This window comes from Mesorhizobium sp. KACC 23794, assembly GCF_052180275.1.
In the GTDB taxonomy this organism is placed as follows: Bacteria; Pseudomonadota; Alphaproteobacteria; order Rhizobiales; family Rhizobiaceae; genus Kumtagia.
On record NZ_CP197465.1, the window covers coordinates 3,907,705 to 3,933,177 of the forward strand.

Sequence of the window (25,473 nt, forward strand, 5' to 3'; positions counted from 1 at the left end):
TTCTATCCCTCGAGGTCCGAGACCGTGACGACACGGCAATTAGCTGCCGCCGGAACCGTCTTGCAGACATCCGCCGAAGTCAGCAGTTCGGCGCCGTCGAGGCTGGTGATCAGGTTCATCTGCAGCATGTTGTAGGCGACGATCTGCCGAAGCGTGCTTGCCGGTGTGTTCTTGATCGTGACAAGCAGATTGGGCCCTACCCCCATCTCCTTGAAATACGCCGCCAGCCTCTTTTCCAGAGCCTTGTTCATCTCGTACGTCTTGTAGCTGCCGGCGTTCTTGCGGCTGACCACCTTCTTTTCGATGATCTTCTTCTTGCCTTTCACGACCTTGTATTTCGTTCGGTACAGCACCTTCGTCCGGTAAAAGGTGGTCGTGATCTGGTGGACCCCGAGATAGGCCCACTGGCCGACCACCCGCCGAATCCCGCCTGCCAGCATCAGCGGACAGGCCGAGGCGCAGTAGGCGCCACTGGCGAAGGCGCCGCCGACATACGGCGCACCCTTGCCGTCGTTCAGCTTGCAATCCTTCGCGGCTGGCTCGCAGCCCTCGAAGCGCGTCAGGCCGACGGCGACATCCAGCCGGTTCTTGCGGATCGTCCGTCCGAGCGCGAGCGCCGCGTCGACGTCACCGCCGGGCGAACTGACAATCACGGGCAGCCTGCGCCCGCCCAGGGTCTTCAGGAGTTTATTGAACTGCGCCGGCGTGGCGGCGACGATGGCGCCTTCCGCCGATATCCATTCCGGGCAGGTCGGCTCGCAGCCGGAGGCATTGCTGCGGACGACGGCGAACCGCATGGGCGGGTCTTCGTTTGTCTGGGCGACGGAACCGGCGGCAAACGCGGCATGTGCGTGCAAGATCGCGGCCAGCGCCGGGACCAGTCCCAGCAGCCCATATGCCCAACCGGTGAAATGACGTCCCTTTGCCAACCCGAAACCCTCGATCGGGCCTATCCTAATTGAGGTGCGATCCCGCGCAATAGGCCCCGTCGGTCGGGGCTACCGACAGGCCTCCGCCGTATCCAAACCGCAACGCCCGGCGATGATCCGATTCTCACTCCGCCCCGAGCACCAGCGCAGCTTACAGGTCAAGCCGATGGGTTAATCGACTTAATACCACCCCACCGCGACCTGCGCCTCTTCCGACATGCGGTCGGGCGTCCAGGGTGGATCGAACACCATGTTGACGTCGACGCCGGACACGCCTTCCACAGCGCTCACCGCGTCCTGCACCCAGCCCGGCATCTCGCCGGCGACCGGGCAGCCGGGGGCGGTCAGCGTCATGTCGATCTTGACCGAGCGGTCGTCCTCGATGTCGATCTTGTAGACCAGGCCGAGTTCGTAGATGTCGGCCGGAATCTCGGGGTCATAGACGGTCTTCAGCGCCGAGACGATATCGTCGGTGATGCGCGCCAGTTCCTCCGCCGGAATGGCGGAGGCCGCGCCGCTGGCGGGAACGTCGGCCACGGTCTGCGGCTCGGCATCGGCAGGGATCGAAGTTGCAGCGTCTTCCATGGTCGTCACCCGAAGAACTTTCGCGCTTTTTCGAGCGCTTCCGCCAGAATGTCCACCTCCTGGCGCGTATTGTACATGCCGAATGATGCCCTGCATGTGGAGGTGACGCCGAAGCGTTTCAACAGCGGCTGGGCGCAATGCGTGCCGGCGCGCACGGCGACGCCCTGCCGGTCGATCACCATCGACACGTCGTGCGCGTGGATGCCTTGCAGCTCGAAGGAAACGATGGCGCCTTTGTTGGGCGCGTCGCCGAAGATTCGCAGCGAGTTGATCGAGCGCAGCCGCTCATGCGCGTAGGCCTTCAGGTCGGCCTCGTGGGCGGCGATGCGCTCGCGCCCGACCGAATCCATGTAGTCGAGCGCCGCACCCAGGCCGATCGCCTGGACGATCGGCGGCGTGCCCGCCTCGAAACGGTGCGGCGGGTCGTTGTAGGTGACCTCGTCCTCGGTGACGTCGAAAATCATTTCGCCGCCGCCCTGGAAGGGCCGCATCGAGTCCAGCATCGCCTTCTTGCCGTAGAGCACGCCGATGCCCGACGGGCCGTAGACCTTGTGGCCGGTGAAGACATAGAAATCGCAGTCGAGGTCGCGCACGTCGACTGTCATGTGCACAGCCGCCTGGCTGCCGTCGACCAGCACCGGAATGCCGCGCGCATGGGCGATCTCAACGATCTCCTTGATCGGCGTGATCGTGCCCAGCGCATTCGACATATGGGTGATGGCGACCAGTTTCGTGCGCTCGGTCAGCGACTTCTCGAAATCCTCCAGATGCAGTTCGCCGAGATCGTCGACCGGCACCCAGACCAGCTTCGCGCCCTGCCGCTCGCGGATGAAATGCCAGGGCACGATGTTGGAGTGGTGCTCCATGATCGACACGACGATCTCGTCGCCCTCGCCGATGTTGGGCATGCCCCAACCGTAGGCAACCGTGTTTATGGCGGCCGTGGTGTTGGAGGTGAAGACGATTTCTTCCGTGCTGCCAGCGTTCAGGAAGCGGCGGACGGTTTCGCGCGCCTTTTCATAGGCGTCAGTCGCGGCGTTCGACAAAAAATGCAGGCCGCGATGCACGTTGGCGTATTCGTTGGCGTAGGCGTGCTGGATCGTGTCGAGCACCAGCTGCGGCTTCTGCGCCGAGGCGCCATTGTCGAGATAGACCAGCGGCTTGCCGTAGACTTCTCGTGCAAGAATCGGGAAGTCGCGGCGGATCGCCTCTACGTCGTAAGTGGGGCGGCTGACCCTGTCATCCATGATAGCTTATGAACTCCATCAGCGACCCGTCGGGATCGCGGAAATAGACGCTGGTGCCGTCGCCTTGCGCGCCGAAACGGGCGACCGGGCCAAGTTCGATCTCGATCCCCTGCACGCTCAGGTGGTCAACTGCGCCGGCGATCGGTCCGTTCCAGCGGAAACACAGGTCGCTGTTGCCCGGCTGCACCGGCAGTTTTGCCACCGGATCGGCGGTGACACCTTTGCCATGGCAGTTGAGTTGCCGGTCGGCCAGCCTGAACATGTAGCCGGCCTGGCGCGGCACCGCCTCACAGCCGATCACATCGACGTAGAACTTTCGCGCCCGCTCCCAGTCGGAGACGTGGATGACGCAATGGTCGAGCGATGTCGGCAGCCTAGCCATTGGCCTCGAACCATGTGTCGAGCCGCGCTTCCAGCGCATCGACGATCGTCTCGTTGTCGAGACTTTCGATGACCGAGGCGACGAACGCCTTGACCAGCAGGCCGTTGGCGGTCTTCTCGTCGATGCCGCGCGCCATCAGGTAGAAAAGGTGGTTGTGGTCGATCTCGGTGACCGTCGCGCCATGGCCGCACTGCACGTCGTCGGCGAAGATCTCCAGTTCCGGCTTGGCCGAGAACTCGGCGTCGTCGGACAGAAGCAGCGTGTTGCAGGCCATCTTGGCGTCGGTCTTCTGCGCCAGTTGATGCACGTTGATGCGGCCCTGGAAGACGCCGCGCGCCTTGCCGGTCACCACATTGCGGATCAGTTCGCGCGAGCCGGTGTTCCGCGCGGTATGATCGAGCACCATGGTGAGGTCGGTATGCGCGTCGCTGGCGAGCAGATTGACGCCGCGAAGCTGGAAATCGGCGCCCTCGCCCGCCGCCTTGACGAGCACTTCCTGCCTCACCAGCCTGCCGCCGGTGTTCATGATGAACAGCGTCAGCTTGCTGTTCCTGCCGAGTTCGGCGTTGAACTGCGCGAGATGCGTGGCCGTCACCGGCTGGTCCTGGACGATCAGCCAGAGGATTTCGGCATTGTCGCCGACAAGCAGATTGGCGACCGAAGTGGAAAGAGCCGCACCGCTGCCCGATTGACGCTCGACGATCGTCGCTTTGGCGCCCGCACCGACGCGGACCGGCATGCGCACATGCGTCTGGCCGCCAGCCTGGACGTTCTGCAATTCGATCGGGGTGGCAACATCCGTGTCCGCAGCGATGTCGATGAACCATCCGTCGCTGACGAATGCGGTGTTCAGGGCGCCAATCGCGTCATCCCGGTCGCGCGCCCCGAGCGCGCGGGCAAAGCTGCCGTCGGTCAGCTTTTCGGACAGAGGCTGGAAGGTCACGCCGTCGACAACCGGGGCCTTGCCGTGGACCATGCCATTCAGGATCGGCAACACCGTCGATCCCTGCACCACCGGCGGCAAGGTCTTGGCATTAGCGGTCGGATCGAAGGCAGGAACGACGGCGAGCAGGCGGCGCAGGTCGGTATAGTGCCAGGCCTCGACGCGGCGGGTCGGCAAGCCGTCCTTGATCGCCTCGATCGCCTCGTCACGCTTCACCATGACCGCGCCGTCGCCGGCCAATTCCGACACGCGCTCGCCGAACGCCTCGACCAGGGCCGTCTCGGCCTGCGTGCGTGCTGGGGTTACATGCATGTTCATGACGGACACCTATGCCGCCTCTTCGATGATGCCCGCATAGCCGTTGGCTTCCAGCTCGTGCGCCAGCGTCTTGTCGCCCGATTTGATCACCTGGCCGCGATAAAGCACATGCACCGTGTCCGGCACGATGTAATCCAGCAGCCGCTGGTAATGGGTGATGACCAGGAAGGCACGGTCGGGCGCGCGCAACGAATTGACGCCGTCGGCGACGATGCGCAGCGCGTCGATGTCGAGGCCGGAATCCGTCTCGTCAAGCACGCAGAATTTCGGCTGGAGCAGCTTCATCTGCAATATCTCGGCCCGCTTCTTCTCGCCGCCGGAAAAGCCGACATTCAGCGGCCGCTTCAGCATCGCCATATCCATCTCCAGCGAGCCGGCCGCCTCCTTCACGCGCTTCAAGAATTCCGGGATTTTGAGCGGTTCCTCGCCGCGCGCCTTGCGCTGGGCGTTGAGCGCCACCTTCAGGAATTCCATCGTGGCGACGCCGGGAATCTCCATCGGATACTGGAAGGCGAGGAAAATGCCGGACGCGGCGCGCTCGGCCGGATCCATCTCCAGGATCGACTGGCCGTTGTAGAGCACCTCGCCCTCGGTGACCTCATAGTCGTCGCGGCCGGCCAGCACGTAGGACAGCGTCGATTTGCCCGACCCGTTCGGCCCCATGATCGCCGCCACCTCGCCGGCTTTCACCGTCAGGTTCAGGCCGCGGATGATCTCCGTGCCGGTCGAGGCGATACGGGCGTGCAGGTTCTTGATCTCAAGCATTTTTTTGTTCTTTCAGATAGTCGGTATAACGTATTGAACAGTCGGTATGTTTGCGCGCCGTGGCGATGAAGTACCAGGCCGAGGCGGCCATGCCGGCGAGGAAAGCCAGCGCCCACAGCCAGGTCGGCCCCGCCGCCGCCAGAAGCAAGGCGACAAAGGCTGAAATCACCACGCCGCCGACGAAAACCCACACCACACGCCAGCCCTCTGGCCTGACCGGATAGGAGCCCGATCCGCCGTTGGAGCGGACGAACCAGATATGGGATGGCAGTTCCGTGGTCATGCCATCACTCCACGAGTTCCAGGCGCATTTCGATGCCAGGGGTTGTCGTCATTTTCCGCGTTCCCGCCGACCGTCGTCCGAGCTACCGCGGATCAGCAAGCCGGCCAAGTTGGCCCATGGCGAAAGCAGCAGGATGAAGAAAGCCAAAGCGCCGAATGCTGAAACCGCCCCCCCGATGCGCAGCAAATCCTCAACGCGTCCTATGGCTCCGACCAAGGCCACGAAACCGCCGACGATCGCCAAAAACAGAGTGATGGCGTAGGGCGCAATCAGAACAATCGGAAGAAGGGCAGATTTGACGGGCTGGCTCACGCCTCATACCCCTTCCCGTTGAGAAAAACGCCTACCTCCTCCGCCAATGCCTGTATGTCGGCCTGGAGCCGCGCAACCTCACCCGCCGTAGGGCTTGCCAGTCGACCAGATCCGCCCGGATAGCGGTATCGCGTGGCGGCAACACTCAGACCGTCGAAGCGGACAAACTTTGCTTCGAGCAAGTGTCCGTCCGGCAGACGCCCGGCCAAATCGCCTATGTTGTGCGTCGGGCCAGTCAATACGTCCTCCGCCTCCAACACCGCACGGAGTAATTTCTCTACCGCTTGTTGCTGAAAATATGCGGCCTGACGCTCGTTGACTTTCGGTAGCACCGCTGCCGCATTGAGTTCTTCGCGTGCCAGCGTCATGAACGAGAATATGCGTCGTCTGCGGTGATCTTCGCCGGTCATGGCTTCAACTCACCATAGACGAGACGCCCTTCCGCGACGATGCGGGACACAAACGACGTCCGCAGTTCCAGCGCTTCGAAAAAATCCTCATGTCCGCATGGCACGACATCAGCGCCGATTTCGCTTCCCGAGACAGGCGCATAGACCTTCTCATAATCATCCGAACCGAATGCGCCGTGGCGCTTGGCAACCACCAACAAATCGAAGTCGCTGTCTTGTCTCGCATCGCCACGAGCCCGGCTACCGAAAAGCCAGATCATTTGCGGGTCGAGAGCCGCGACCAGCCTGTCGACAAGCTCCGCCAGCGCATCGGCCTCGTTGTCGTGCGACCCATAGTTCGGCGGCACAATACGACCGTCCGGTGTCACCCAGACATTGCCGACGCGCTGGCCGAGTATCCCGGTCAGGCTTTCCTCGACCTCGCTCGTATGGTGTGCGGCAACAGCCATCACCCCACGCTCCCCTCCAGCGAAATCCCGATCAGCTTCTGCGCCTCGACCGCGAACTCCATCGGCAGTTGCTGAATGACATCCTTGACGAAACCGTTGACGATCAGCGCGATCGCCTCCTCCTCGGGAATACCGCGCTGCATCACGTAGAACTTCTGGTCGTCGGATATCTTCGATGTCGTCGCCTCGTGCTCGAACTGGGCGCTGGCGTTTTTCGCCTCGATGTATGGCACCGTATGCGCGCCGCAATTGTTGCCGATGAGCAGGGAGTCGCAGTTGGTGAAATTGCGTGCGTCGGTCGCCTTGCGGTGCGCCGAGACCTGGCCGCGATAGGTGTTCTGCGAGAAGCCGGCGGCGATGCCCTTGGAGATGATGCGGCTCGTCGTGTTCTTGCCGAGATGGATCATCTTGGTACCGCTATCGACCTGCTGATAACCGTTCGATACGGCGATCGAATAGAACTCGCCGTGGGAATCGTCGCCGCGCAGGATGCAGCTCGGATATTTCCAGGTGATCGCCGATCCGGTCTCCACCTGCGTCCACGAGATCTTCGAACGGTCGCCGCGGCAGTCGCCGCGCTTAGTGACGAAATTATAGATGCCGCCCTTGCCCTCGGCGTCGCCGGGATACCAGTTCTGGACGGTCGAATACTTGATCTCGGCGTCATCCAGCGCCACCAATTCGACCACGGCGGCGTGAAGCTGGTTCTCGTCGCGCTGCGGCGCGGTGCAGCCTTCGAGATAGGAGACGTAAGCCCCCTCCTCGGCGATGATCAGTGTGCGTTCGAACTGGCCGGTGTTCTTCTCGTTGATGCGGAAATAGGTCGAGAGTTCCATCGGGCAGCGCACGCCCTTCGGCACGAACACGAAGGAGCCGTCGGTGAACACAGCTGAGTTCAGCGTCGCGTAATAATTGTCGGATGTCGGAACGACCGTTCCAAGATATTTCTGCACCAGTTCCGGATGCTCGCGGATCGCCTCCGACATCGAGCAGAAGATGACGCCCGCCCGCGCAAGCTCTTCCTTGAAGGTGGTGACGACGGAAACCGAATCGAACACCGCGTCGACCGCGACGCGGCCGGATTTATAGACATTGTCGTTGGCGACGCCGTCGTCATCCTCGTCGGCAGCCGGCGCTTTCTGGACACCGGCCAGAATCTCCTGCTCCTTCAGCGGGATGCCGAGCTTTTCGTAGACCTTCAGCAGTTCCGGATCGACCTCGTCGAGCGAACGCGGGCCGGACTGGCTCTTCGGCGCCGCGTAATAATAGAGATCCTGGAAATCGATCTTCGGATAGTGGACGCGCGCCCAGGTTGGCTCGTCCAGCGTCAGCCAGCGGCGATAGGCGCCGAGGCGCCATTCGAGCATCCACTCCGGCTCGCCCTTCTTGGCCGAGATGAACCGGATGATGTCCTCGGACAGGCCCTTTGGGGCCTTGTCCATCTCGATGATCGATTCAAAACCGTATTTGTATTGATCGACATCGATCTTGCGGACCTGCTCGATCGTTTCCTGCACAGCAGGCATCGCGTTCTCCATCCATGCCGGGTTAAAGGCCCGACCGTTTTCAAACTATGGCACCGCCAGGCGGCGTAGCCTCTATATAGTGCGCCTTGCGCCGCATTCACGGGCCAAAGGCCGCGGGCCGGAAGGCCAGCGCGCCGACCGGTTCATGCAGCGCGGATTTCTCCGCCGCGGCGCGCGGCCAATCGTGCAAGCACGGCTGCAAAGCGCTCGATCTCGGCCTCGCTGGTTGCCTCGCCGATCGACACGCGCAACCCGCCTTCCGGCTGCGAAACGCCCATCGCCTTCAGCACATGGCTCGGCCCGACCTTGCCCGACGAACAGGCCGATCCGGCCGACACCGCGATGCCCGCAAGATCGAAGGCGATCTGCGCCGTCTCGGCCTTGACGCCGGGCACGGCGAAGAAAACCGTGTTGGCCAGCCGCTCGACGTCAGCCCCGAATATCTTTGCATCCGGAGCAGCCCGCAGAATGGCTGCTTCAATCACACTACGCTTCGCCCGCACCGCCTCGTTGCCCGCCAGCGCGGACGCTGCATGGCGTGCCGCTGCACCGAAACCGGCAATGCCCGACAGATTTTCCGTGCCGGCCCGAAATCCCTTCTCCTGCCCGCCGCCGGTGACCAGCGGCACAGGCATCATCAAATCGGCCTTGCCGACGAAAGCGCCGACGCCCTTCGGGCCGCCGATCTTGTGCGCTGACAGAATCAGGAAATCCCCGCAAGACCCTGTAATGTCGAGCGGAATACGTCCTGCCGCCTGCACCGCATCGACGACCAGAACGCCACCGGCAGCCTTCACAAGGTCGGAAATCCTGCCAACCGGCTGCAGCACGCCTGTCTCGTTGTTCGCCGCATGCACCGCCACCAGCGGCAGACCGTCGCTTTTGTCGTGCGCAGCCAACGCCGTTTCCAGCGCGGCAAGATCAAGAATGCCGTCGCCGTCGACGCCGATACGGCTGACCTGCTCGGCGGGAAACCGTCCGCCGGAGAGGATGCACGGATGATCGGCCGCCGACACATAGAGCCGCGACATGCGCAAAGGACTGCGGCCCATGCGCCAGTCCGGCGTCAGCAAGGTCGTCGCGGCCTCGGTTGCGCCCGACGTGAAGACCACATGCTCCGGCCTGCCGCCCGCCAGCGCGGCGACATCGGCGCGCGCTTCCTCGACCAGCCGCCGCGCGGCGCGGCCCTCGCCATGCACTGACGAGGCGTTGCCCGTCATGTCCAGGGCGGCAAGCATCGCCGCCCGCGCCGCGGGAAGCAGCGGCGCGCTGGCATTGTAGTCGAGATAGGCACGCGGCTCGGCCATCTTCACACGGGTTCCGTCGGAAAGATCGCATGGCATCGCAATTTCCTTGAACTTGCGATGCAAGACATCCTATCTACCCGAGAAAATTGCTCGTTCGTCACTTTTGAACAGTTCTAAACTAGCTTGTAGGTAGACGCATCCGACGCGTCAAGGCCGAAGCCGGGATTGTGACCGACGGGCGGCCCATAAATCGAAGATGTGGAGTAAACAATGCCCGAGGTGATTTTTGCCGGTCCGGCAGGCCGTCTGGAAGGTCGTTACCAGCCGTCCACCGAGAAAAGCGCGCCGATCGCCATCGTGCTGCATCCGCATCCGCAGTTCGGCGGGACGATGAACAACAAGATCGTCTACGACCTGTTCTATATGTTCCAGAAGCGCAATTTCACCACGCTGCGCTTCAATTTCCGCAGCATCGGCCGCAGCCAGGGCGAATTCGACCACGGCATGGGCGAACTGTCCGATGCCGCCGCCGCGCTCGACTGGATCCAGTCGCTGCATCCCGATTCGAAAAGCTGCTGGGTCGCCGGCTATTCGTTCGGCGCCTGGATCGGCATGCAGTTGCTGATGCGCCGTCCGGAGATCGAAGGCTTCATCTCGGTCGCGCCGCAGCCCAACACCTATGACTTCTCGTTCCTGGCGCCTTGCCCGTCGTCGGGCCTGATCATCCATGGCGATTCCGACAAGGTGGCGCCGCCGAAGGACGTGCAGGGTCTGGTCGACAAGCTGCATGCGCAAAAAGGCATCACCATCACCCAGAAGACGCTGCCCGGCGCCAATCACTTCTTCTCCAACGACCCGCAGATCCTGCTGGACGAATGCGCCGACTATCTGGACAAGCGCCTCGCCGGCCAACTGGCCGATCCGCGCCCGAAGCGGCTGCGCTGAAACAGGTTCCGGAACCCGGTGGGGCGGGCTGCAAGCGCCGCCCTGATTGGGGCCGAGACAGGTTCCAACTCCACCAGAATACCCGCGCCGATTTCTTTAATGCGGGCAGCCGTCCGCCGACGGCATGGCGGCGCGTGAGTTCAGCAACGGTGTTGGGCCGTGTTTCGACGCGACAGCGCGGCAAGCCCCGTGAGATAGTCCGGTATGACCTTGGCCCAGCCGCCCAGCCTGCCGGGGCGAGGCGTGCCGCCGTTCGCGGAGCCGAGCGGATTGACGGCCAAAGTCATGCAGAGCCGGCCATGACGGGAATTGCAACGACGGTACGATGTCCCGCGCTACAGAGGGGCGGAGGCGGCCCTGCCGACGCCGGGCCGCCCGCATTCAAGTCTTACTTCGCCTTCAGGAACTCGCCGACCTCGAGCAGAACGAGCTCATTGTCGTCGGCCTTGTCGAGCGCGCGCCCGGCCGAGAACGGCAAGTTGTTGTCGTTGCCGACGATGATATGCGTGCCATCGACCACGTCGACATTCTCGATGGTGACGAAAGGCATGTCGTAGAACCCCTCGCCGCCGCCCTGGCGCTTCCTGTTGTCGGGATCAGGCACCTTCATCAGGTCGATGTAACCGATCTTGCGGACCGAACCGCCGACATTGGCGTCGTTCATCTCGATCTTGTAGATGCGCTTCAGTTTGGCAGGGGTGGCGAAGCAATCCGGCGTCGGGTTCTTGGCGTCCACGCAGGCTTTATCCGCAACGCCCGCGCCGTTATCCCGCTCAATCACCAGCGCCGTCGTGGCGTCGATCATGTTGAAGTCGCCGATGGCCTCACCACCCTCCGCGAGCGGATAAAGCCAGCTACGGCCGGTCCACGACTTCGACGCGACGTCGAATTCGATCACACGCAGAGCAGTCCGGCCGTTGGCCTGCTCGACCTTGCCGTCGTCGCCATAGAGCGGGCCTTCGAGCAAGGCGTAGAGCTTCGAGCCGTCCGGCGCCTGGGCGAGGCCTTCATAGCCGCCCGAACGCTTCACGTTGAATTTCGGCGTCGGCGCGGCCGGGTTCGCCTGCAGCGTCACTTTCGGATTGTCGGGCGACAGAACCGGCTTGCCGTCGACGACCGTGTCGATCACGTCGAGGAGCTTGCCCTGCAGGTCGACCTTGATCAGGTAAGGCCCGAATTCCTCGCCGATCCAGAAACCGTCGGCCACCGGCTGCACCGATTCCACGTCGAAGTCGCCGCCGGTCAGGAAGCGGGTGTCGCTGCCTTCCAGCACGATCGGGAACGGCGCCTTCTTGTCCGGGTCGGTCAGGAAGATGGTTTCCAGGCGCTCGACGGCCCCGGTGCTCCAGTCCGGCTTGATACGGTGGATCATCAGCGCCGCATCGGTCGAGTTCAGCTTGTTGCCAAGACCGTTGTCGGAGATGGTCCAGTAGGTGCCGTCGCCGATGGTCTTGATGCCGGACAGGCCCTGCACGGCCTGACCGTCGAAGGGCAGCGACAGGCCGGTCAGGCGGACGCCGTCCTTGGCCGGCACGCTGCCGAGTGCGGCGGCGCGCTTGCGGTCCGGCGTCGAGAATTTTCCGACGGTCTGAAGATGCTCAGGCGCGTTCTCAGGTGCCTTGATGATGGTGTTGGCGGGCAGGATGGCCTGGCCGGCGAGTTTTGCGTCGAACTGCTTTTCCTGGGCGATGGCAAGGGTTGCCGTGCCGGTCAGGGCGATGGCGGCGGCAGCCGCGAGTAGGGAGCGTCGCATGGTGATGAAACCTGGCTGGAGGATGAAACACCGCCAGCGCTATGGCCGCCACGTGTCGGGCGATTGAAGCTTGGATGAAACTTCGATGACGTTCCCCGGTCACGCTTCGAGGGGAACGCAGAGCAGCACGAGATTACAGCTTTGGCCTCGATGATTGCGTCAGGCGTTCCCGTCCGCAAGCACACCGCCACTGACCGCTTCGCGGCATCCGGTGGTGGTCGGGAATGTGAGCGGAAGTCCCTTCAGCGAACGCACGGCCAGATAGGCCCACGCTTCCGCCTCCGTGGCGTCGCCGTCCAGCCCGACATCTTCCGCCAGCACCACCTCGGCGCCAGCTGGCCCGGCACCTTTGCGCATATCGCCCACGATATGTGGGTTCTTGCGCCCGCCGCCGCAGATGATCCACAGTTTCGGCTTTTCCGGCATGTGCTCGGCGCTTTTCAGGATCGCTTCGGCGGAGACGGCGGCCAGCGTGCGCGCGCCGTCGGCCAGTTCGAGACCCCTCGCCTTCTCCAGCGTGAAATCGTTGCGGTCAAGCGACTTGGGTCCTGGCTTGTTGAAGAACGGTGCATCAAGATACGCATCCACAACATACCCAACGACGCCCCCCTCGCTGGCGATCGCTCCGCCGGCATCGTAAGGCACGCCGCCCTCGCGTGAAACCCACTGGTCGATCAGCGTGTTGCCGGGACCGGTGTCGAAGGCGATGGGATCGCCCTCGGCGGGCACATAGGTGATGTTGGAAATGCCGCCGATATTGACAAAGACGACGGGGTAGCGGCCGGAAAATCCCGGCGGCAGCGAGCGCGCTAGCGCCGCGTGATAGGCCGGCACCAAAGGCGCCCCCTGCCCGCCGAACAGCATGTCGTTGGCACGCATGTCGTAGACGACGGGAATGCCGGTGCGCGCCGACAGCAACAGCCCGTCGCCGATCTGCACGGTCAGGCCCAAATAGGGCCGGTGCAGCACCGTCTGGCCATGAAATCCGATGATTTCCGGCGTGCCCCAGTCTTTCGCCCCGTTGCGGAGAAAGAGAGCGACTGCGTCAGCATGCCGGCCGGTGATGTCGCGCTCCAAAGCAGCCAGATCGCCCGGCCGCTCGTCACGGCGCACAATCGCCTTCGCGTCCTCCAGCCCCGCTTCGATGCGCCGGCGAAACGCAGCGTCGTAGGGCACGAACAAGGACGGCCCACGCTCGACAAGATTCTCGCCGTCGCTGCGCAGCATGGCGAGGTCGATGCCGTCCATCGACGTGCCGCTCATCAGGCCGATCGCTGCAATAAGGCTCATTTCGATGCCGTCCTTGTGATTCCCAGCCCGCCGATGCTAAAGGCCCGCAGCCGCGCGCGCCATGCGCGGTCCTCCCGTATCGTCTTCCGGAACGCCGTCATGCCCGCCTTCAAATCCGATTTCCTGCGCATCCTCTCCGAGCGCGGTTTTATCCACCAGGTCTCCGACGAGGCCGCGCTGGACGAATTGTTCCTGAAAGAGACCGTGACCGCCTATGTCGGCTACGACGCGACCGCGACCAGCCTGCATATCGGCAATCTGATTTCCGCAACCATGCTCTACTGGATGCAGGAGACCGGGCACCGCCCGATCGCCCTGATGGGCGGTGGCACCTCGATGATCGGTGACCCGTCCTTTCGCGACGAGCAGCGCGGCCTGCTGACGGCGGAAAAGATCAATGAGAACATCGAGGGCATCAAGAAAATCTTCTCGCGCATCCTGCGCTTCGGCGACGGCCCGAACGACGCGATCATGGTCAACAACGCCGACTGGCTCTTGAAACTCAACTATGTCGAGTTCCTGCGCGATGTCGGCCGGCATTTCTCGGTCAACCGGATGCTGACCTTCGACAGCGTGAAGCTGCGCCTCGACCGCGAGCAGTCGCTGTCCTTCCTTGAATTCAACTACATGATCCTGCAGGGCTACGACTTCGTCGAACTCAGCCGCCGCTACGACTGCCGGCTGCAGATGGGCGGCTCCGACCAGTGGGGCAACATCATCAACGGCGTCGATTTGAGCCACCGCATGGGCGGCCAGCAGCTTTTCGCGCTGACCACGCCGCTGCTCACCACGTCTTCCGGCGCAAAAATGGGCAAGTCGGCCAAGGGCGCCGTGTGGCTCAACGGCGACCTCTTCTCGCCCTACGATTTCTGGCAATACTGGCGCAACACCGAGGACGCCGACGTCGAGCGTTTCCTGAAGATCTTCACCCGCCTGCCGCTCGACGAGATCGCAAGGCTTGCAGCGCTCGGCGGCAACGAGATCAATGAAGCGAAGAAGGTGCTCGCCACCGAGGCGACCGCGATCGTGCATGGCCGCGACGCCGCCGAGCAGGCTGCCGAGACGGCGCGCAAAACCTTCGAGGAAGGTGCGCTGGCCGACACGCTGCCGACCATCGAGGTCTCCGGATCGGAGCTTCAGGCGGGCATCGGTCTGCTCGCCCTGCTGGTCAAGGCCGGGCTCGCCGCTTCAAACGGCGAGGCGCGCCGTCACGTGCAGGGCGGAGCGGTGCGTCTCAACGACCAGCCGGTCCAGGACGAGCGCCGCTCTGTGACTTCTGCCGATGTAACGTCCGACGGCGTGGCAAAGCTGTCGGTCGGCAAGAAGAAACACGTGCTGGTGCGGCCTGCGTAACATTGCCGGCCGGACAATGCCGGCTTTTGGTACGGATATGGGCCGATGATATGCGAGCGGCTGCTTTCGCATATTGCGGACAGGATTATTATGCTTCGGGTGCGGCGTGAAACTTCCCGACGCGGAGGCGTTCAGAGGCGGCTCGGCTTGTTTCAACAGGCTCGTCGGCCTTATAATTCCAACGGCGGTTAGCCCTCCTTACCATTGGCATCGGAATACCAACACCTCTGCCGCCAAGCGCACCAGGCGGATGGCGTTCGAATCCTCAACAAGTCAACCCGGCATGCAGTTCGTCGGTCACGACGTATCGATGCGCCCCGCCCCAGGAGAGGCCATTGCGTGCCGCGCCCTCATTGCCTGATCCCGCCACGCCATCGCCGGCGCGCTTTGCGCAAGACGCCGGTTCGTCCCGCCGCGAAACGGCCGCCGCCCGGCGAAAAGATTCTGCAGACCGCAGAAGACGATGGCCAGCGCGCGCAAGCAGCGGGCAAGATGCAAAGCCTCGGCGCAGCCATCGCCATCCGCTCCGCGGACCACAGTCGGGGGCAAGGCAAGCGCGCCGCCGCTCTGCTCGATAGCAAACGCCCGTGCAACGGCCTCGGCCGGCCGCAAGAGCGCCAACACCAGCACGCGAAGCGGGAGCGGCAGGACGCAAAGGAACTCGGCCAGAACAGCCAGCTTGAGCAGCACCGCTGCGATGCCCTTCAGCGTCTCCTGCTCATTTTCGCGTTCCGCGCGGTCCATTCCAGCCTCCGTTCGAGGCACACAATAGCAGAGAGGTGGAAATGAGCAAGGAAATTTTTCCTATCTCCTCCGCCTCCAGCATCGCATCGTGTCAGTGTGGAAGACCGGCAATGCCCGATACCGGCGGCGGTCAAATTCAAATGCCGTCCGTATAAGTGGATCGGCTGCCGGGTTTACGCCACGGCGGCGATTTGTGCTATCCGGAAGGACCATCGCTGATCCGCGGGCGCAGCCGGCCGAACCTGCCTGGGCCGGTTCAATTGAACTCGAAAATCTGCCTGAAAATACCTGGCGCCATGACCGACAGCGGGTTGACCTGAAGGCGTGGCGACTTGGCGTCGCCGTCGAGCTTGAAAGTCACGCCGATCAGGCCGCGGTCGCGCCCGTTGCCGAGAAGATCGCCGATCAGCGGCAATTCGCCGAAGATGCGATTCAAGCCATAGGCCGGCATGAAGGTGCCGGTCATGTCCATCCTGCCGCGTTGATCGTAGAGCGTGCCCTGGAAGGTCGCGCCGATCTGCGGGCCACGCACCACGCCGTTCGCAAGCTTGAGATAGCCCTCGCCCCTTGCGATCTGCGCGTAGCCGCGCTCGAAGGAGACGCTGGATACGTCGATCTCCTTGCGAACGGCATCGTTGAGGCTGCGGTCGCTGCCGGCCGGCGGGGTCGACAGGATCGACGCCAGCCTCGGCTCGTTGACGACCGAGAAGTTGCGGGCGTCGACCTGGCCCGACATGCCGCCGTCGCCGCTGCCGGCAAGCGCCACCTTGATCGTGCCGCCTCGCATGTTCTTGTAGAGGTCGAGGAAGCGCAGGATCGCCCCGGCGTCCGCCGCCTGCATTCGCAGTTGCTTGCTGCTGCCGTCGCCGCCACTGGAGAAAGTGACGGCGCCGCCGGAACCGGACGCAGCGGTAACCGAGACCCGCGAGCCATCGGCTTCGAGCTTGACGCCGGACAGCATCTCGCCATTGAAGCCGGTCACCCGGGCGACGTCGACATCCAGTGAAAAACTGGAACGGCTGCCCGCGCCTCCCTTGCCGTTGGAATCGGATAGAAAACTCTTGATGACCGGCCGGGCATCGAAGCCGCTTCCGGTGATGCCGATCTTGTAACCCTTGCCGGACCGGTCGATCGCCACCTTGACCTCGTCGTCGCGGTTGAGACGCACCTTGTCGAGCCGCGCCGAGGCCAGTTGCCCACCGCTCAGCGTCATGTCGCCGACGATCGAGAAGGAGTTGCCGGTCAGTTCGAAGCCGGAAAGCCTGGTGTTCTTGTCCGTGGTCAGCATCGCGAACTCGGCCGCCGCCGCGACGCCGGCACCCTTGCTCCATCCTGCCCAGGGGATGTCCAGCTTGGCATTGGTCAGGTCGGCGGCGATGTTGCGGACGTCTCCGTCATCGTCGACCTGAACCTTCACCGGTCCCGAGATCAGCGAATCGAGACCGGGCGCCAGTTTCCTGCGCGCCGCATCGTCGAGCGTGAGTTCGATTCTCCTGTCGCGCTGCGGCCCCTCCGGCCGCAGCGGCTCGACCATCGCGAGGGTCGCCGGTATGCCGTTCAACAGGCCCTTGGCCGACATGGTCGCCTGCGTCGGTTCCACCGTCAGCTTGCCGTCGGCGTCGATCAGCGTCTGGCCGGAAAAAGGCTTGGCGATCGACAGGTCCCGATAGTCGAGATCGACGATCCACTGGAGGCTTTTCGGATCGACCCCTTTCTGGAGCGGGATATCGGCGATCACATGGCCCGACACCTGGCCCGACAGGTCGCCCGGCTCCAGCGGCAGGAAGCGCATGGCGTTGATCGGATCGAGCGACGCGAATTCGGCAACGGCGCTTGCCTCGCCCTCGATGTCTATGTCGAGTTTGCCGATGACCGGCGGGCGATTGGATTTTCTGAACGCAAGCGTGCCGTTCTTGCCCGCCACCGACTGGCCGCTCGGCAAGTAGACCGTGCCGGACGAGAGTGTCACGTCCACATCATAACCGCGAACCTCGACCACGCCGTTGGCGTCGCGGATGGGCGGCAGTTTTCCGAACGTGTCGAAGCGCGTGTCCTCAACCGCGAAACGCCCCCCGATCTCCTCGGCCGATAGCGGCACCCCATTGCCCAGACGTCCGGGCAGCACGCGGAACTCGATCGACGCCTCATGCAGCTTGCCGCCGAACAGATGGTCGAGGACCCAGTCGCGCGCCTTGTTCGCCGCGAACCAGGGCCACAATTGCTTTGCGTCGGCGACCTGCATGTCACGGACAGAAAAGGCGAGCGCCACGCCAGGAGCCAGACCCTTCGCCAGTTCCACCTTGGCGGTGCCCAGCGCCTCGCCCTCGCCGCTCTTGACGACGATCCGGTCGGCGGAAACGATGCGCGTCGCGGGATCGAGCGTGCCTTCGACCTGCGCCTGGAAATCCAGCGCGGGTTCCGGCGAATCGGACGGCTGCACCACCGTCTTCGTGCTCACCAGTTCGTAGCGATAGACCGGCGTGTCGCCGGCCTTTCCTGTCGGCGGTCGAGGTCCGAAGGCTCCGTTGAATTCAAGCGAATTGCGGCCGGTCTGGACGAGCAGCCGGTCGATCTCGACCTTGCCCGTGCCGGTGGCGAGCGTTGCGTCGACCTGCATGTTGCCGGTGAACACGCCGCGGGCGCCGAAGTCGACCTGCGACTTCTCGATCACGCCCGACAGCTTCAACTGCTGGCCCTGCCCCGCGGCTTGTTCGCTTCCCGTGACCGAGAGGGTCGCCGCGCCCAGGCGCCCCGCGCTTTCCGGCTGGCCGTCGCCGATGACCTCGGGCAACGCCTCGCTGACGATCGACAGGTCGAGACTGCTGATGCGCCTCGATGCCGCCTCCCGCGTTGCCGTACCGGCAAGCACGACGCGCCTGCCGTCGACATCCGCCTCGATCGAGATCTGCAATGTGCCGTCGGAAATGCGGTCCAGCGTGCCGTCGACGATCCTGACGGCGCGCAGCCTTTCGCCCTCCGGCAGGATCACGCGGATGTTGTGCAGTCCAAGCTCGGACAGCATTCCCGAATCGATCGCGTCGAAGGCCGCATGGATCGGCTGGAACACGGCGGCGACGACAAGGTCGGGCTCGATCAGCCCACGCGCGTCGCGCAGGGCGCTCGTCCAGTCGGCCTTCGCCGCCGGCATCGCCGAGGCGGTGATGGTGGCGTCCGATATCGACGCGCTGCCCAGTTGCAGGTTTCCCGTCAGCAGCGGCAGCAGCCTTATGCCGAAGTCGACCGTCCCGACATCGGCTATGGTCGTCAGGCTTTCGGCGTTCTTCAGATTGATATTGGCCAGTTGCAGGCCGACCGGATGCCGGGCGCCGAACGCGATGCGAGCCGGGCCGACCGCCGCGCTGGCCTGTTCGCCCGCGATCGCCTGGACGGTCCGTTCCGCCTGCACCCGCAGCGTCTCCGTGCCCCAGTCCGAGTTGACCAGAAAGGCGACCGCCGCAACGCAAAGGAGCAGGAGGCATCCAACGCCGGCCGCTGCGAAGATGCAGGCGCGGAGCGCCCCACGTCGGGTGCGTTCCATGCGCCAGTGCGATTGCTGCCCATGCGCGGAAGGCAGCGCGGAAAGATTGGTGATTTCGTGCCGCCGAAACCGGATCTTGTGATGCTTGGGCTGCTCGTGATTCAACGCGCGGCTCTTGATGGGTTCCTGGCGTGGGTGAACCGGATCGGCTTCCAGATTGCGATACCGGCATGGACGAATCCCGCCGCCGGATTATAAGCCCACTTCATACACATAATTGCAAAGAAGGGCATCCATATGGCTGAACTGGCAGCGGGCGACATGGCTCCGGATGTGTCGTTGCCACGCGGCGGCGGCGGGACGTTCCATCTCGCCGACCTGCGCGGCCGGCCGGTGGTTCTCTATTTCTATCCGAAGGACGACACCACGGCCTGCACCGCCGAAGCCATCGACTTCTCGGCGCTGAAGGCCGAGTTCGAGGCCGCCGGCGCGACCGTCATCGGCGTGTCGCCCGACAATCCGAACAAGCACGCCAAGTTCGCCTCCAAGCACGCGCTGTCCATCGACCTCGTCTCCGACGAGGAACTGACAGCCGCCAACGCCTATGGCGTCTGGGTGGAGAAGAGCCTGTACGGCCGCAAATACATGGGCGTGGAGCGCACCACCTATCTCATCGGCGCCGACGGCCGCATAGTCCGCGCCTGGCGCAAGGTCCGGGTACGCGGCCACGCCGCCGAAGTGCTGCAGGCCGTGCGCGACCTGAGGGCGCCATCCTGATTCGGGAGGCAAATAACCTCCTGGGAAGAAGACCGTCAGGAACCCTTTTCGATGTTCCGCATTCTAGGAAAGGAACAACGATTGCGGGAGAAAACACTATGCGCAGTATCGTCCTGTGGCTTCTGGGCGTTCCGATACCGATCATCATCCTTCTCTGGTTCTTCATGAGATAAGTTCGTCCCTGTATTTCTGAAGACGAGAAGAAACCCGCCGCAATGGCGGGTTTTTCTATGGCCAGCCGGAATGCTCTCCAGGCTCGGAATCTATGCAGCATCTCCATAGGAGACATTTGTGGAACCCGTGTTCTCCGGTTTCCCGAGCAAGGCAACCGGAGATGGATCGCCACACCCCTCACGACCGGCGCGATTCCGTCCGGTTGGGCGCTCATCATTAATCAAGCGGCGTCGCCCGCAAGCCTTTGTTAACCCTAACGATGTGTAATGCAGCCATCGCTTGTACGGGTGTCAAAGCGGAGTTCGGCGCGAGATGACGGCTCAATCAACTGTTTTCGGCAAGCGTCGCGAACCGCATACCGTCATCATCGCGCGAGGCAATTCGGTCAGTCATTTCACGGTTCGTCCATGGATCGCGGCGCTGGCCGGTTCGGTCGTCGCGGCGGTCACCCTGGGTTATTTCGCCGCAACCTCGTATCTCGTCTTCCGCGACGACCTGATCGGCGCTGCGGTGGCCCGCCAGGCCCGCATGCAGCACGCCTACGAGGACCGCATCTCGGCGCTGCGGGCGCAGGTCGACCGCATCACCAGCCGCCAGTTGCTCGACCAGCAGCTCATGGAAACGAAGGTCGGCGAATTGCTGGCCCGGCAGTCGAAACTGAGCGAGCGTCACGGCCGTCTCGGCCCCATCCTCGAAAAAGCGAATGCCGACGCCACGTCCGACTCTGCGCCCGCGCCCGAAGAACGGCCGGACGAGCGCGCCGATGCCGCCATCGGCCTCCCTGCCCTCGCCTATGCCGGCGCCGCAAACGCCGCGCCATTCTCGCTATGGTCGACGCGCGACGGCAACGATCCGTCCGAATCGTCGGCAGACCGGGCGGACAAACTGTTCGTTTCGATCAACCAGTCGCTACGCAGCATCGAGAGCGAGCAGATCACCAAGATCTCAACGCTCGCCGACGACGCCTACCAGACCGCCGACCAGATTTCGGATGTCCTCGAAGAGGCTGGCCTGCCCGTGGACGCCGATTTCGGCAAGACCGCCATGGGCGGCCCGCTGATCGCCATCGACAACGCCCAGGCTTTCGACACCAAGGTCAAGGAACTCGACGTCGCGCTCGACCTGCTCGACAAGGTGAAGCAGCAGGCCAAGAGCCTGCCGATCGCCAACCCGGCGCCGGGGCTTTCGATCTCCAGCACGTTCGGCGTCCGCCAGGATCCGATCCTCGGGACCCCGGCGCTGCATTCCGGCATGGATTTTCGCGCGCCGGTGGGATCGGCCGCCACCGCCACCGCCCCGGGCACGGTGACCATCGCAGGATGGAACGGCGGCTATGGGCGGATGGTGGAGATCGACCACGGCAACGGCATCGCCACCCGTTTCGCCCATCTCAGCCGTATCGAGGTCAAGGAAGGCCAGAAGGTGGAACTGGGCGATGTCGTCGGGCTGACCGGCAGCAGCGGGCGTTCGACCGGGCCGCATCTGCATTACGAAGTCAGGCGCGACGGCCAGGCCGTCGACCCGCTGCGCTTCATCAAGATCGGCAAGAAACTCAGCCAGTTGCTTTGAAGCGAGCCTCCCGCAGCCGGTCGATCCGGCCTTTTCCACAGGGCGGCGAAAGCGATCTTACGCTTGGCCGGCGAAAGGTCGGGCAAATCGCACAAGCTCGCTCTATCGCGCTTGACACTCTCCGGCGAACCCCTTAATCGGACGCCCACAACGCGGGTTTGCCCGACGTTGGATGCGCGGGTGTAGCTCAGTTGGTTAGAGTGCCGGCCTGTCACGCCGGAGGTCGCGGGTTCGAGCCCCGTCACTCGCGCCATTAGTTTTCAATGCCTTAGGGCGTTGCATTAATCTAATGTTCCGTTTTTATTGTGACGCATGGGTTCAATTCCCATACTCTATGCCGCGACACGGGATCGAACCCGCGACCGAGGAATTCGTGCCGTTCGAACGGCGACGCGCTACCTCTCAGAGCGTTTCGTTCCAGGATTTTCCGGTCGGATGGTTCGGACCATATCAAGCAATCTGATGACGGCCTCTTCGCCGACGACGATTCTTCGCTGTCCGACATAGTCGGTGAACATCTCGATGAACTCGTCGCCTCGCCCCTCATAGAAGAGTCGATTCAACTCCAATCCGGTCCGTACTTTCGGGTCGGTCACGATGCCCCCTGCCAAGGCTCAGAAATTCATGTAACCGAATAGTTAGTTCGACGGCAACACGAAAATTTTTCGCAGAACCAAGCATCGTTCCTTTCGATCAGAGGGTTCTGCTTCCACCAGAATTTCCTTTCGATCCAAGGTATGCCGTCTCTGGCAGATACGCCGAAAGGCCGCGCCGCCCGTATTCAACACTATTTCCAAGTTCTCGGATGGCTGCGCAACGTTACATGAGCCCCATCACCAAAGCGCGCCCATTCCCGGCGCAACTCATTCTCGGAACATCAGGTCCTGCGCCGGCAGGCACGGATTTGCGGGCCAGCAACTTAGGAGCCGCAGGTGATTCGAACGACCGGATCATCTACGAGACGGATACCGGCGAGCTCTGTTACGATGCGGATGGCAATGGCGGGGCGGCGGCGGCCATCCATTTCGCCACCTTGTCGGCAGGTCTTTCCCTGACCCATGCCGACTTCGTGGTGATCTGACCGCTTTGGCGACCTGCCGGTCTCCCGGCACGCGGCGACGAAGACAAGGTCGCTCCGAACCATCGAACGGACCGGACCACTCGCGGCTGGAAAGCCGCAGGCGGTTCCGGTGCCAATCCGCTGGCAAGCAGCGCTGCCGCGAAACGCCGCAGGCATCGTCCGACGCAGGTGCCGCTTTCATAAAAACTTAACTGTGTCGGGCAGACTGGTTATAGTTCGCCCGACATCCGCCATCAGGCTGGATGACGACAGGCAGCGGGCGTCGATATTTGCGCCGTCGGCGCAACGAGAATTTTTGGGGGACGCGATGACGTCGAAGCCGGCCTGGATGTCGATCGTATCGCTTGCGGCCCTGGCCCTGGCCCTTTCGGCCGGCGTCCCCGATGCCCAGGCCCAGACGCTGCTCGAAACGCTGTTCGGCGGCGGCCTCAAGAAGACGCGACCTTCTGACTTCCCGCCTCCGCCCCCCGTGAAGCGGGCGAAGCAACCTAGGCAGCAGGCTGCCGCGGCCCCGAAGATAACCGGCCCTGGCTACAACACCTACAAGGCCGACCGGCTGGTGCGGGTCGATTTCTCGCCGCTGACGCGCGTCGCCATGCCGATCGGCTACCAGCCTGCGACGGGAGCCATAAGCTTCGATGACGCGGTTGGCGGCCTCGACGATTTCGAGCTGTTCGCAGAGAAGGAGATTGCCGCCGCGCTGACCGGCTACTACGCCGGCAACCGCAATTTTGTCTGGGTCGACCAGGCCGCCCCCAATGCACGCGCCACCGAAGCGCTCCGCGTGCTCGGCGAGGCGGGCAGCTACGGCCTGGATCCTGCCGACTACCTGGTCGCGGTTCCGCCTTCGGATGCGTCCGGGCTCGATCCGCAGGCGCGGCAGCGCGACCTGATCCGCTTCGAGATGGCGCTGTCGGCACGCGTCCTGCGTTATGTCCGCGACGCCACGATGGGTCGGGTCGATCCGAACCGCATCTCCGGCTATTACGACTTCCCCGCCAAGCCGCTCGACCTCGTGGGCGCCTTGAACAGCTTGTCGCATATGTCCGAGATCCGCACCTACCTGGAGACCCGGCATCCCCAGCACCCCGAATACCAGGCGCTTCGCGTGGAGCTCGAATCGCTGGAAGCCAGCGGCGCCGACAATGAGGTGCGTGTCGACGCCAGGCTTTTGCTCAAACCCGGCGAATCGAGCCCGGAATTGCCGAAGCTGATCGGCCTCGTCGCCCGCGATCTCGACGACGAGTTGGGGGGCGAATACGGCGAGACCTTGTGGCGGCTGGGGGGAAGCGAAGTCTATTCGGATGAGCTCGTTCCGGTGATCAAGGCCGTGCAGCAGCGCGCGGGCCTGAAATCGGACGGCGTCGTCGGCCCGCGCACCGTCAGCGCCCTTGCCGGCACGTCGAAGGCGGATCGCATCGAGAAGGTGCGGATCGCTTTGGAACAGCTTCGCTGGCTGCCTTCCGAACTCGGCAGTCCCCGCGTCTTCGTCAACCAGCCGGCCTTCACCGCGAGCTATATCGACGGCGACGCCGAAAAGCTGAACATGCGCGTCGTCATCGGCGCGCCGGCTACCCAGACCAGCTTCTTCTACGACGAGATCGAGCAGGTCGACTACAACCCCTATTGGGGGGTGCCGCAGTCGATCATCGTCAACGAGATGCTGCCGCGCCTGCGCCGCGACCCTGGCTATCTCGACCGCGCCGGCTACGAGGTGACGGATGCCAAGGGAAAACGGATCCCGTCATCGGCGGTCGACTGGGGACAGTATGGAGCCAAGGTGCCCTACGGTATCCGCCAGACGCCCAGCGAGGCCAATGCATTGGGTGAGTTGAAGATCCTGTTCCCGAACGAACATGCGATCTACATGCACGACACGCCGGTGAAGAACCTCTTCCAGCGCGACTCGCGTGCCTTCAGCCATGGCTGCATCCGCCTGCAGGATCCGCGCGGCATGGCGGCAGCCGTGCTCGGCACATCCGTCGACCATGTCGCGCAGAAGCTCAAGCTCGGCCACTCGACCGAAAAGGTGACGGCCAAGATTCCGGTCTACATCGCCTATTTCACCGCCTGGCCGACGATGGATGGCAAGGTCGAATATTTCGGCGACGTCTACGATCGCGACTCGAAGCTCAGGCTGGCGCTCGACGCGACCGAGGCGGCGCGGGCCCCGGGAAGCTGAGACGTTGCCGCGGCGGTGGCGCAAAAAACCGCCGTCCAGCATGCTTTTGCTATTGCGGGAAACCGGCTTCCGGCGGCCAGGGCGGCGGCGGTCGCCTGAACCCTGCGGCGCGGCCGGCGATCAGCCAGTAGACCAGGCCGCCAATCAGGCCGCTGGCGGCGAATATCGCCACCTCGGCATGGAGGCTTCGCGTCGTCAGGTCTTCGAGACTATCGCTGATCAGCGTGAAACCGCTGGCCGACACGATTGCGCCGAACAGCATGTGGACCCAGGCGGCGCGCAGGGCGAACAGTTCCGAGACCAGCGCGGTCAGCAGCGTCTGCGTGACGGTCGCCGCGAAGGCGACGGCGAGCACGAACACGCCGATCGGCGGCGCCATCAGCATGAAGAACGCGCCGAGCGACATGACCGCGAAATGGTCGGGCGCACCGGGAAGGGTCGACGCCAACCCGTAGATGATGGCGGCTGCGACCAGCCCGACGATCAGGGCGACGAGATAGCCGCAGGTCGCCAGAAGCAACCGCTTCAGCACATGAACGAAAGTCGACAATGCCCGCCCCCTGCCCTGGCTCTCTCCAGGCTCCGGCCGCATCAAAGACCGGTGGCGAACGGCAATCAAGAGCCGGCTTCGATTGCCGGATTACCCTTGCAGTGTTGCCGAATGGCATAACCGGTTAAGCATCCGATATTGCGGGTCTTGCAGGCCCGCGTGTTGCGGTGGATAGTCTTTG

General features: G+C 63.6%; 23 protein-coding genes and 1 tRNA gene. 7 read left to right on the plus strand and 17 right to left on the minus strand.

Going from position 1 to position 25,473, the window contains the following annotated elements; genetic code table 11:
• Window positions 1-2: 2 nt before the first annotated feature.
• From ACSBOB_RS19125 to ACSBOB_RS19180, 12 genes are all read right to left on the minus strand, one after another.
• Window positions 3-797: a hypothetical protein gene (locus tag ACSBOB_RS19125; RefSeq protein WP_442577678.1), complete on the minus strand. Its 795-nt coding sequence runs from the start codon at window positions 795-797 to the stop codon at window positions 3-5.
• Window positions 798-1,109: 312 nt separating this feature from the next.
• Entirely contained in the window at window positions 1,110-1,514 is a 405-nt protein-coding gene (locus ACSBOB_RS19130) for an SUF system Fe-S cluster assembly protein (RefSeq protein WP_442577679.1), read from the minus strand.
• A gap of 5 nt (window positions 1,515-1,519) precedes the next feature.
• Window positions 1,520-2,761 carry a cysteine desulfurase gene (locus ACSBOB_RS19135; RefSeq protein ID WP_442577680.1) on the minus strand — a complete coding sequence of 414 codons (1,242 nt, stop codon included), beginning with the start codon at window positions 2,759-2,761 and terminating at the stop codon, window positions 1,520-1,522.
• On the minus strand, window positions 2,754-3,143 hold the full coding sequence (locus tag ACSBOB_RS19140; RefSeq protein ID WP_442577681.1) for a VOC family protein: 390 nt from the start codon (window positions 3,141-3,143) through the stop codon (window positions 2,754-2,756). The genes ACSBOB_RS19135 and ACSBOB_RS19140 overlap by 8 nt, the downstream gene beginning before the upstream one ends.
• Window positions 3,136-4,404, minus strand: coding sequence for a Fe-S cluster assembly protein SufD (gene sufD / locus ACSBOB_RS19145; protein WP_442577682.1), 1,269 nt, complete (start codon window positions 4,402-4,404; stop codon window positions 3,136-3,138). Before sufD ends, ACSBOB_RS19140 begins: the two co-directional genes overlap by 8 nt.
• 9 nt (window positions 4,405-4,413) lie before the next feature.
• Window positions 4,414-5,169: a Fe-S cluster assembly ATPase SufC gene (sufC, locus tag ACSBOB_RS19150; RefSeq protein WP_442577683.1), complete on the minus strand. Its 756-nt coding sequence runs from the start codon at window positions 5,167-5,169 to the stop codon at window positions 4,414-4,416.
• Entirely contained in the window at window positions 5,162-5,452 is a 291-nt protein-coding gene (locus ACSBOB_RS19155; RefSeq protein WP_442577684.1) for a hypothetical protein, read from the minus strand. The genes sufC and ACSBOB_RS19155 overlap by 8 nt, the downstream gene beginning before the upstream one ends.
• A gap of 48 nt (window positions 5,453-5,500) precedes the next feature.
• Window positions 5,501-5,764 carry a hypothetical protein gene (locus ACSBOB_RS19160; protein ID WP_442577685.1) on the minus strand — a complete coding sequence of 88 codons (264 nt, stop codon included), beginning with the start codon at window positions 5,762-5,764 and terminating at the stop codon, window positions 5,501-5,503.
• Window positions 5,761-6,174, minus strand: coding sequence for a HEPN domain-containing protein (locus ACSBOB_RS19165; RefSeq protein ID WP_442577686.1), 414 nt, complete (start codon window positions 6,172-6,174; stop codon window positions 5,761-5,763). Before ACSBOB_RS19165 ends, ACSBOB_RS19160 begins: the two co-directional genes overlap by 4 nt.
• Entirely contained in the window at window positions 6,171-6,623 is a 453-nt protein-coding gene (locus tag ACSBOB_RS19170; protein WP_442577687.1) for a nucleotidyltransferase domain-containing protein, read from the minus strand. The genes ACSBOB_RS19165 and ACSBOB_RS19170 overlap by 4 nt, the downstream gene beginning before the upstream one ends.
• Window positions 6,623-8,149 carry a Fe-S cluster assembly protein SufB gene (gene sufB / locus ACSBOB_RS19175; RefSeq protein WP_442577688.1) on the minus strand — a complete coding sequence of 509 codons (1,527 nt, stop codon included), beginning with the start codon at window positions 8,147-8,149 and terminating at the stop codon, window positions 6,623-6,625. The genes ACSBOB_RS19170 and sufB overlap by 1 nt, the downstream gene beginning before the upstream one ends.
• A 143-nt stretch (window positions 8,150-8,292) precedes the next feature.
• On the minus strand, window positions 8,293-9,456 hold the full coding sequence (locus tag ACSBOB_RS19180; protein ID WP_442583771.1) for a cysteine desulfurase family protein: 1,164 nt from the start codon (window positions 9,454-9,456) through the stop codon (window positions 8,293-8,295).
• Window positions 9,457-9,666: 210 nt separating this feature from the next.
• Here ACSBOB_RS19180 and ACSBOB_RS19185 point away from each other — a divergent pair, with 210 nt between their 5' ends.
• Window positions 9,667-10,341: an alpha/beta hydrolase gene (locus ACSBOB_RS19185; protein ID WP_442577689.1), complete on the plus strand. Its 675-nt coding sequence runs from the start codon at window positions 9,667-9,669 to the stop codon at window positions 10,339-10,341.
• A 388-nt stretch (window positions 10,342-10,729) separates the two neighbouring features.
• Here the strand turns inward: ACSBOB_RS19185 and ACSBOB_RS19190 are convergent, their stop codons facing one another.
• Both ACSBOB_RS19190 and ACSBOB_RS19195 read right to left on the minus strand, forming a co-directional pair.
• Window positions 10,730-12,094: an esterase-like activity of phytase family protein gene (locus ACSBOB_RS19190; protein ID WP_442577690.1), complete on the minus strand. Its 1,365-nt coding sequence runs from the start codon at window positions 12,092-12,094 to the stop codon at window positions 10,730-10,732.
• A gap of 159 nt (window positions 12,095-12,253) precedes the next feature.
• Window positions 12,254-13,384, minus strand: a complete 1,131-nt coding sequence (locus ACSBOB_RS19195) for an anhydro-N-acetylmuramic acid kinase (RefSeq protein ID WP_442577691.1) — start codon at window positions 13,382-13,384, stop codon at window positions 12,254-12,256.
• A 99-nt stretch (window positions 13,385-13,483) separates the two neighbouring features.
• Here ACSBOB_RS19195 and tyrS point away from each other — a divergent pair, with 99 nt between their 5' ends.
• The gene (gene tyrS / locus ACSBOB_RS19200) at window positions 13,484-14,737 is read left to right on the plus strand and encodes a tyrosine--tRNA ligase (RefSeq protein WP_442577692.1); all 1,254 of its coding nucleotides are present in this window, start codon (window positions 13,484-13,486) and stop codon (window positions 14,735-14,737) included.
• Between the two features lie 297 nt (window positions 14,738-15,034).
• Here the strand turns inward: tyrS and ACSBOB_RS19205 are convergent, their stop codons facing one another.
• Together ACSBOB_RS19205 and ACSBOB_RS19210 are read right to left on the minus strand one after the other, a co-directional pair.
• Window positions 15,035-15,481 (minus strand): hypothetical protein, encoded by a 447-nt coding sequence (locus tag ACSBOB_RS19205; protein WP_442577693.1) that lies wholly within the window; start codon window positions 15,479-15,481, stop codon window positions 15,035-15,037.
• A 256-nt stretch (window positions 15,482-15,737) separates the two neighbouring features.
• Window positions 15,738-19,019: a hypothetical protein gene (locus ACSBOB_RS19210; protein WP_442577694.1), complete on the minus strand. Its 3,282-nt coding sequence runs from the start codon at window positions 19,017-19,019 to the stop codon at window positions 15,738-15,740.
• Between the two features lie 237 nt (window positions 19,020-19,256).
• On the opposite strand from ACSBOB_RS19210, the gene ACSBOB_RS19215 reads away from it, so the two are divergent.
• The 5 genes from ACSBOB_RS19215 (at window position 19,257) to ACSBOB_RS19235 (ending at window position 24,742) form a co-directional block, all read left to right on the plus strand.
• Entirely contained in the window at window positions 19,257-19,736 is a 480-nt protein-coding gene (locus ACSBOB_RS19215) for a peroxiredoxin (RefSeq protein WP_442577695.1), read from the plus strand.
• A 486-nt stretch (window positions 19,737-20,222) separates the two neighbouring features.
• Complete coding sequence (locus tag ACSBOB_RS19220) at window positions 20,223-21,479, plus strand: M23 family metallopeptidase (RefSeq protein WP_442577696.1); 1,257 nt, start codon at window positions 20,223-20,225, stop codon at window positions 21,477-21,479.
• 176 nt (window positions 21,480-21,655) lie between these two features.
• Window positions 21,656-21,732, plus strand: a tRNA-Asp gene (locus ACSBOB_RS19225).
• 570 nt (window positions 21,733-22,302) lie between these two features.
• Window positions 22,303-22,560: a hypothetical protein gene (locus ACSBOB_RS19230; protein ID WP_442577697.1), complete on the plus strand. Its 258-nt coding sequence runs from the start codon at window positions 22,303-22,305 to the stop codon at window positions 22,558-22,560.
• 307 nt (window positions 22,561-22,867) lie between these two features.
• Window positions 22,868-24,742, plus strand: a complete 1,875-nt coding sequence (locus ACSBOB_RS19235) for a L,D-transpeptidase family protein (RefSeq protein ID WP_442577698.1) — start codon at window positions 22,868-22,870, stop codon at window positions 24,740-24,742.
• Window positions 24,743-24,791: 49 nt separating this feature from the next.
• Here the strand turns inward: ACSBOB_RS19235 and ACSBOB_RS19240 are convergent, their stop codons facing one another.
• Window positions 24,792-25,292: a hypothetical protein gene (locus ACSBOB_RS19240; RefSeq protein ID WP_442577699.1), complete on the minus strand. Its 501-nt coding sequence runs from the start codon at window positions 25,290-25,292 to the stop codon at window positions 24,792-24,794.
• Window positions 25,293-25,473 lie beyond the last annotated feature (181 nt).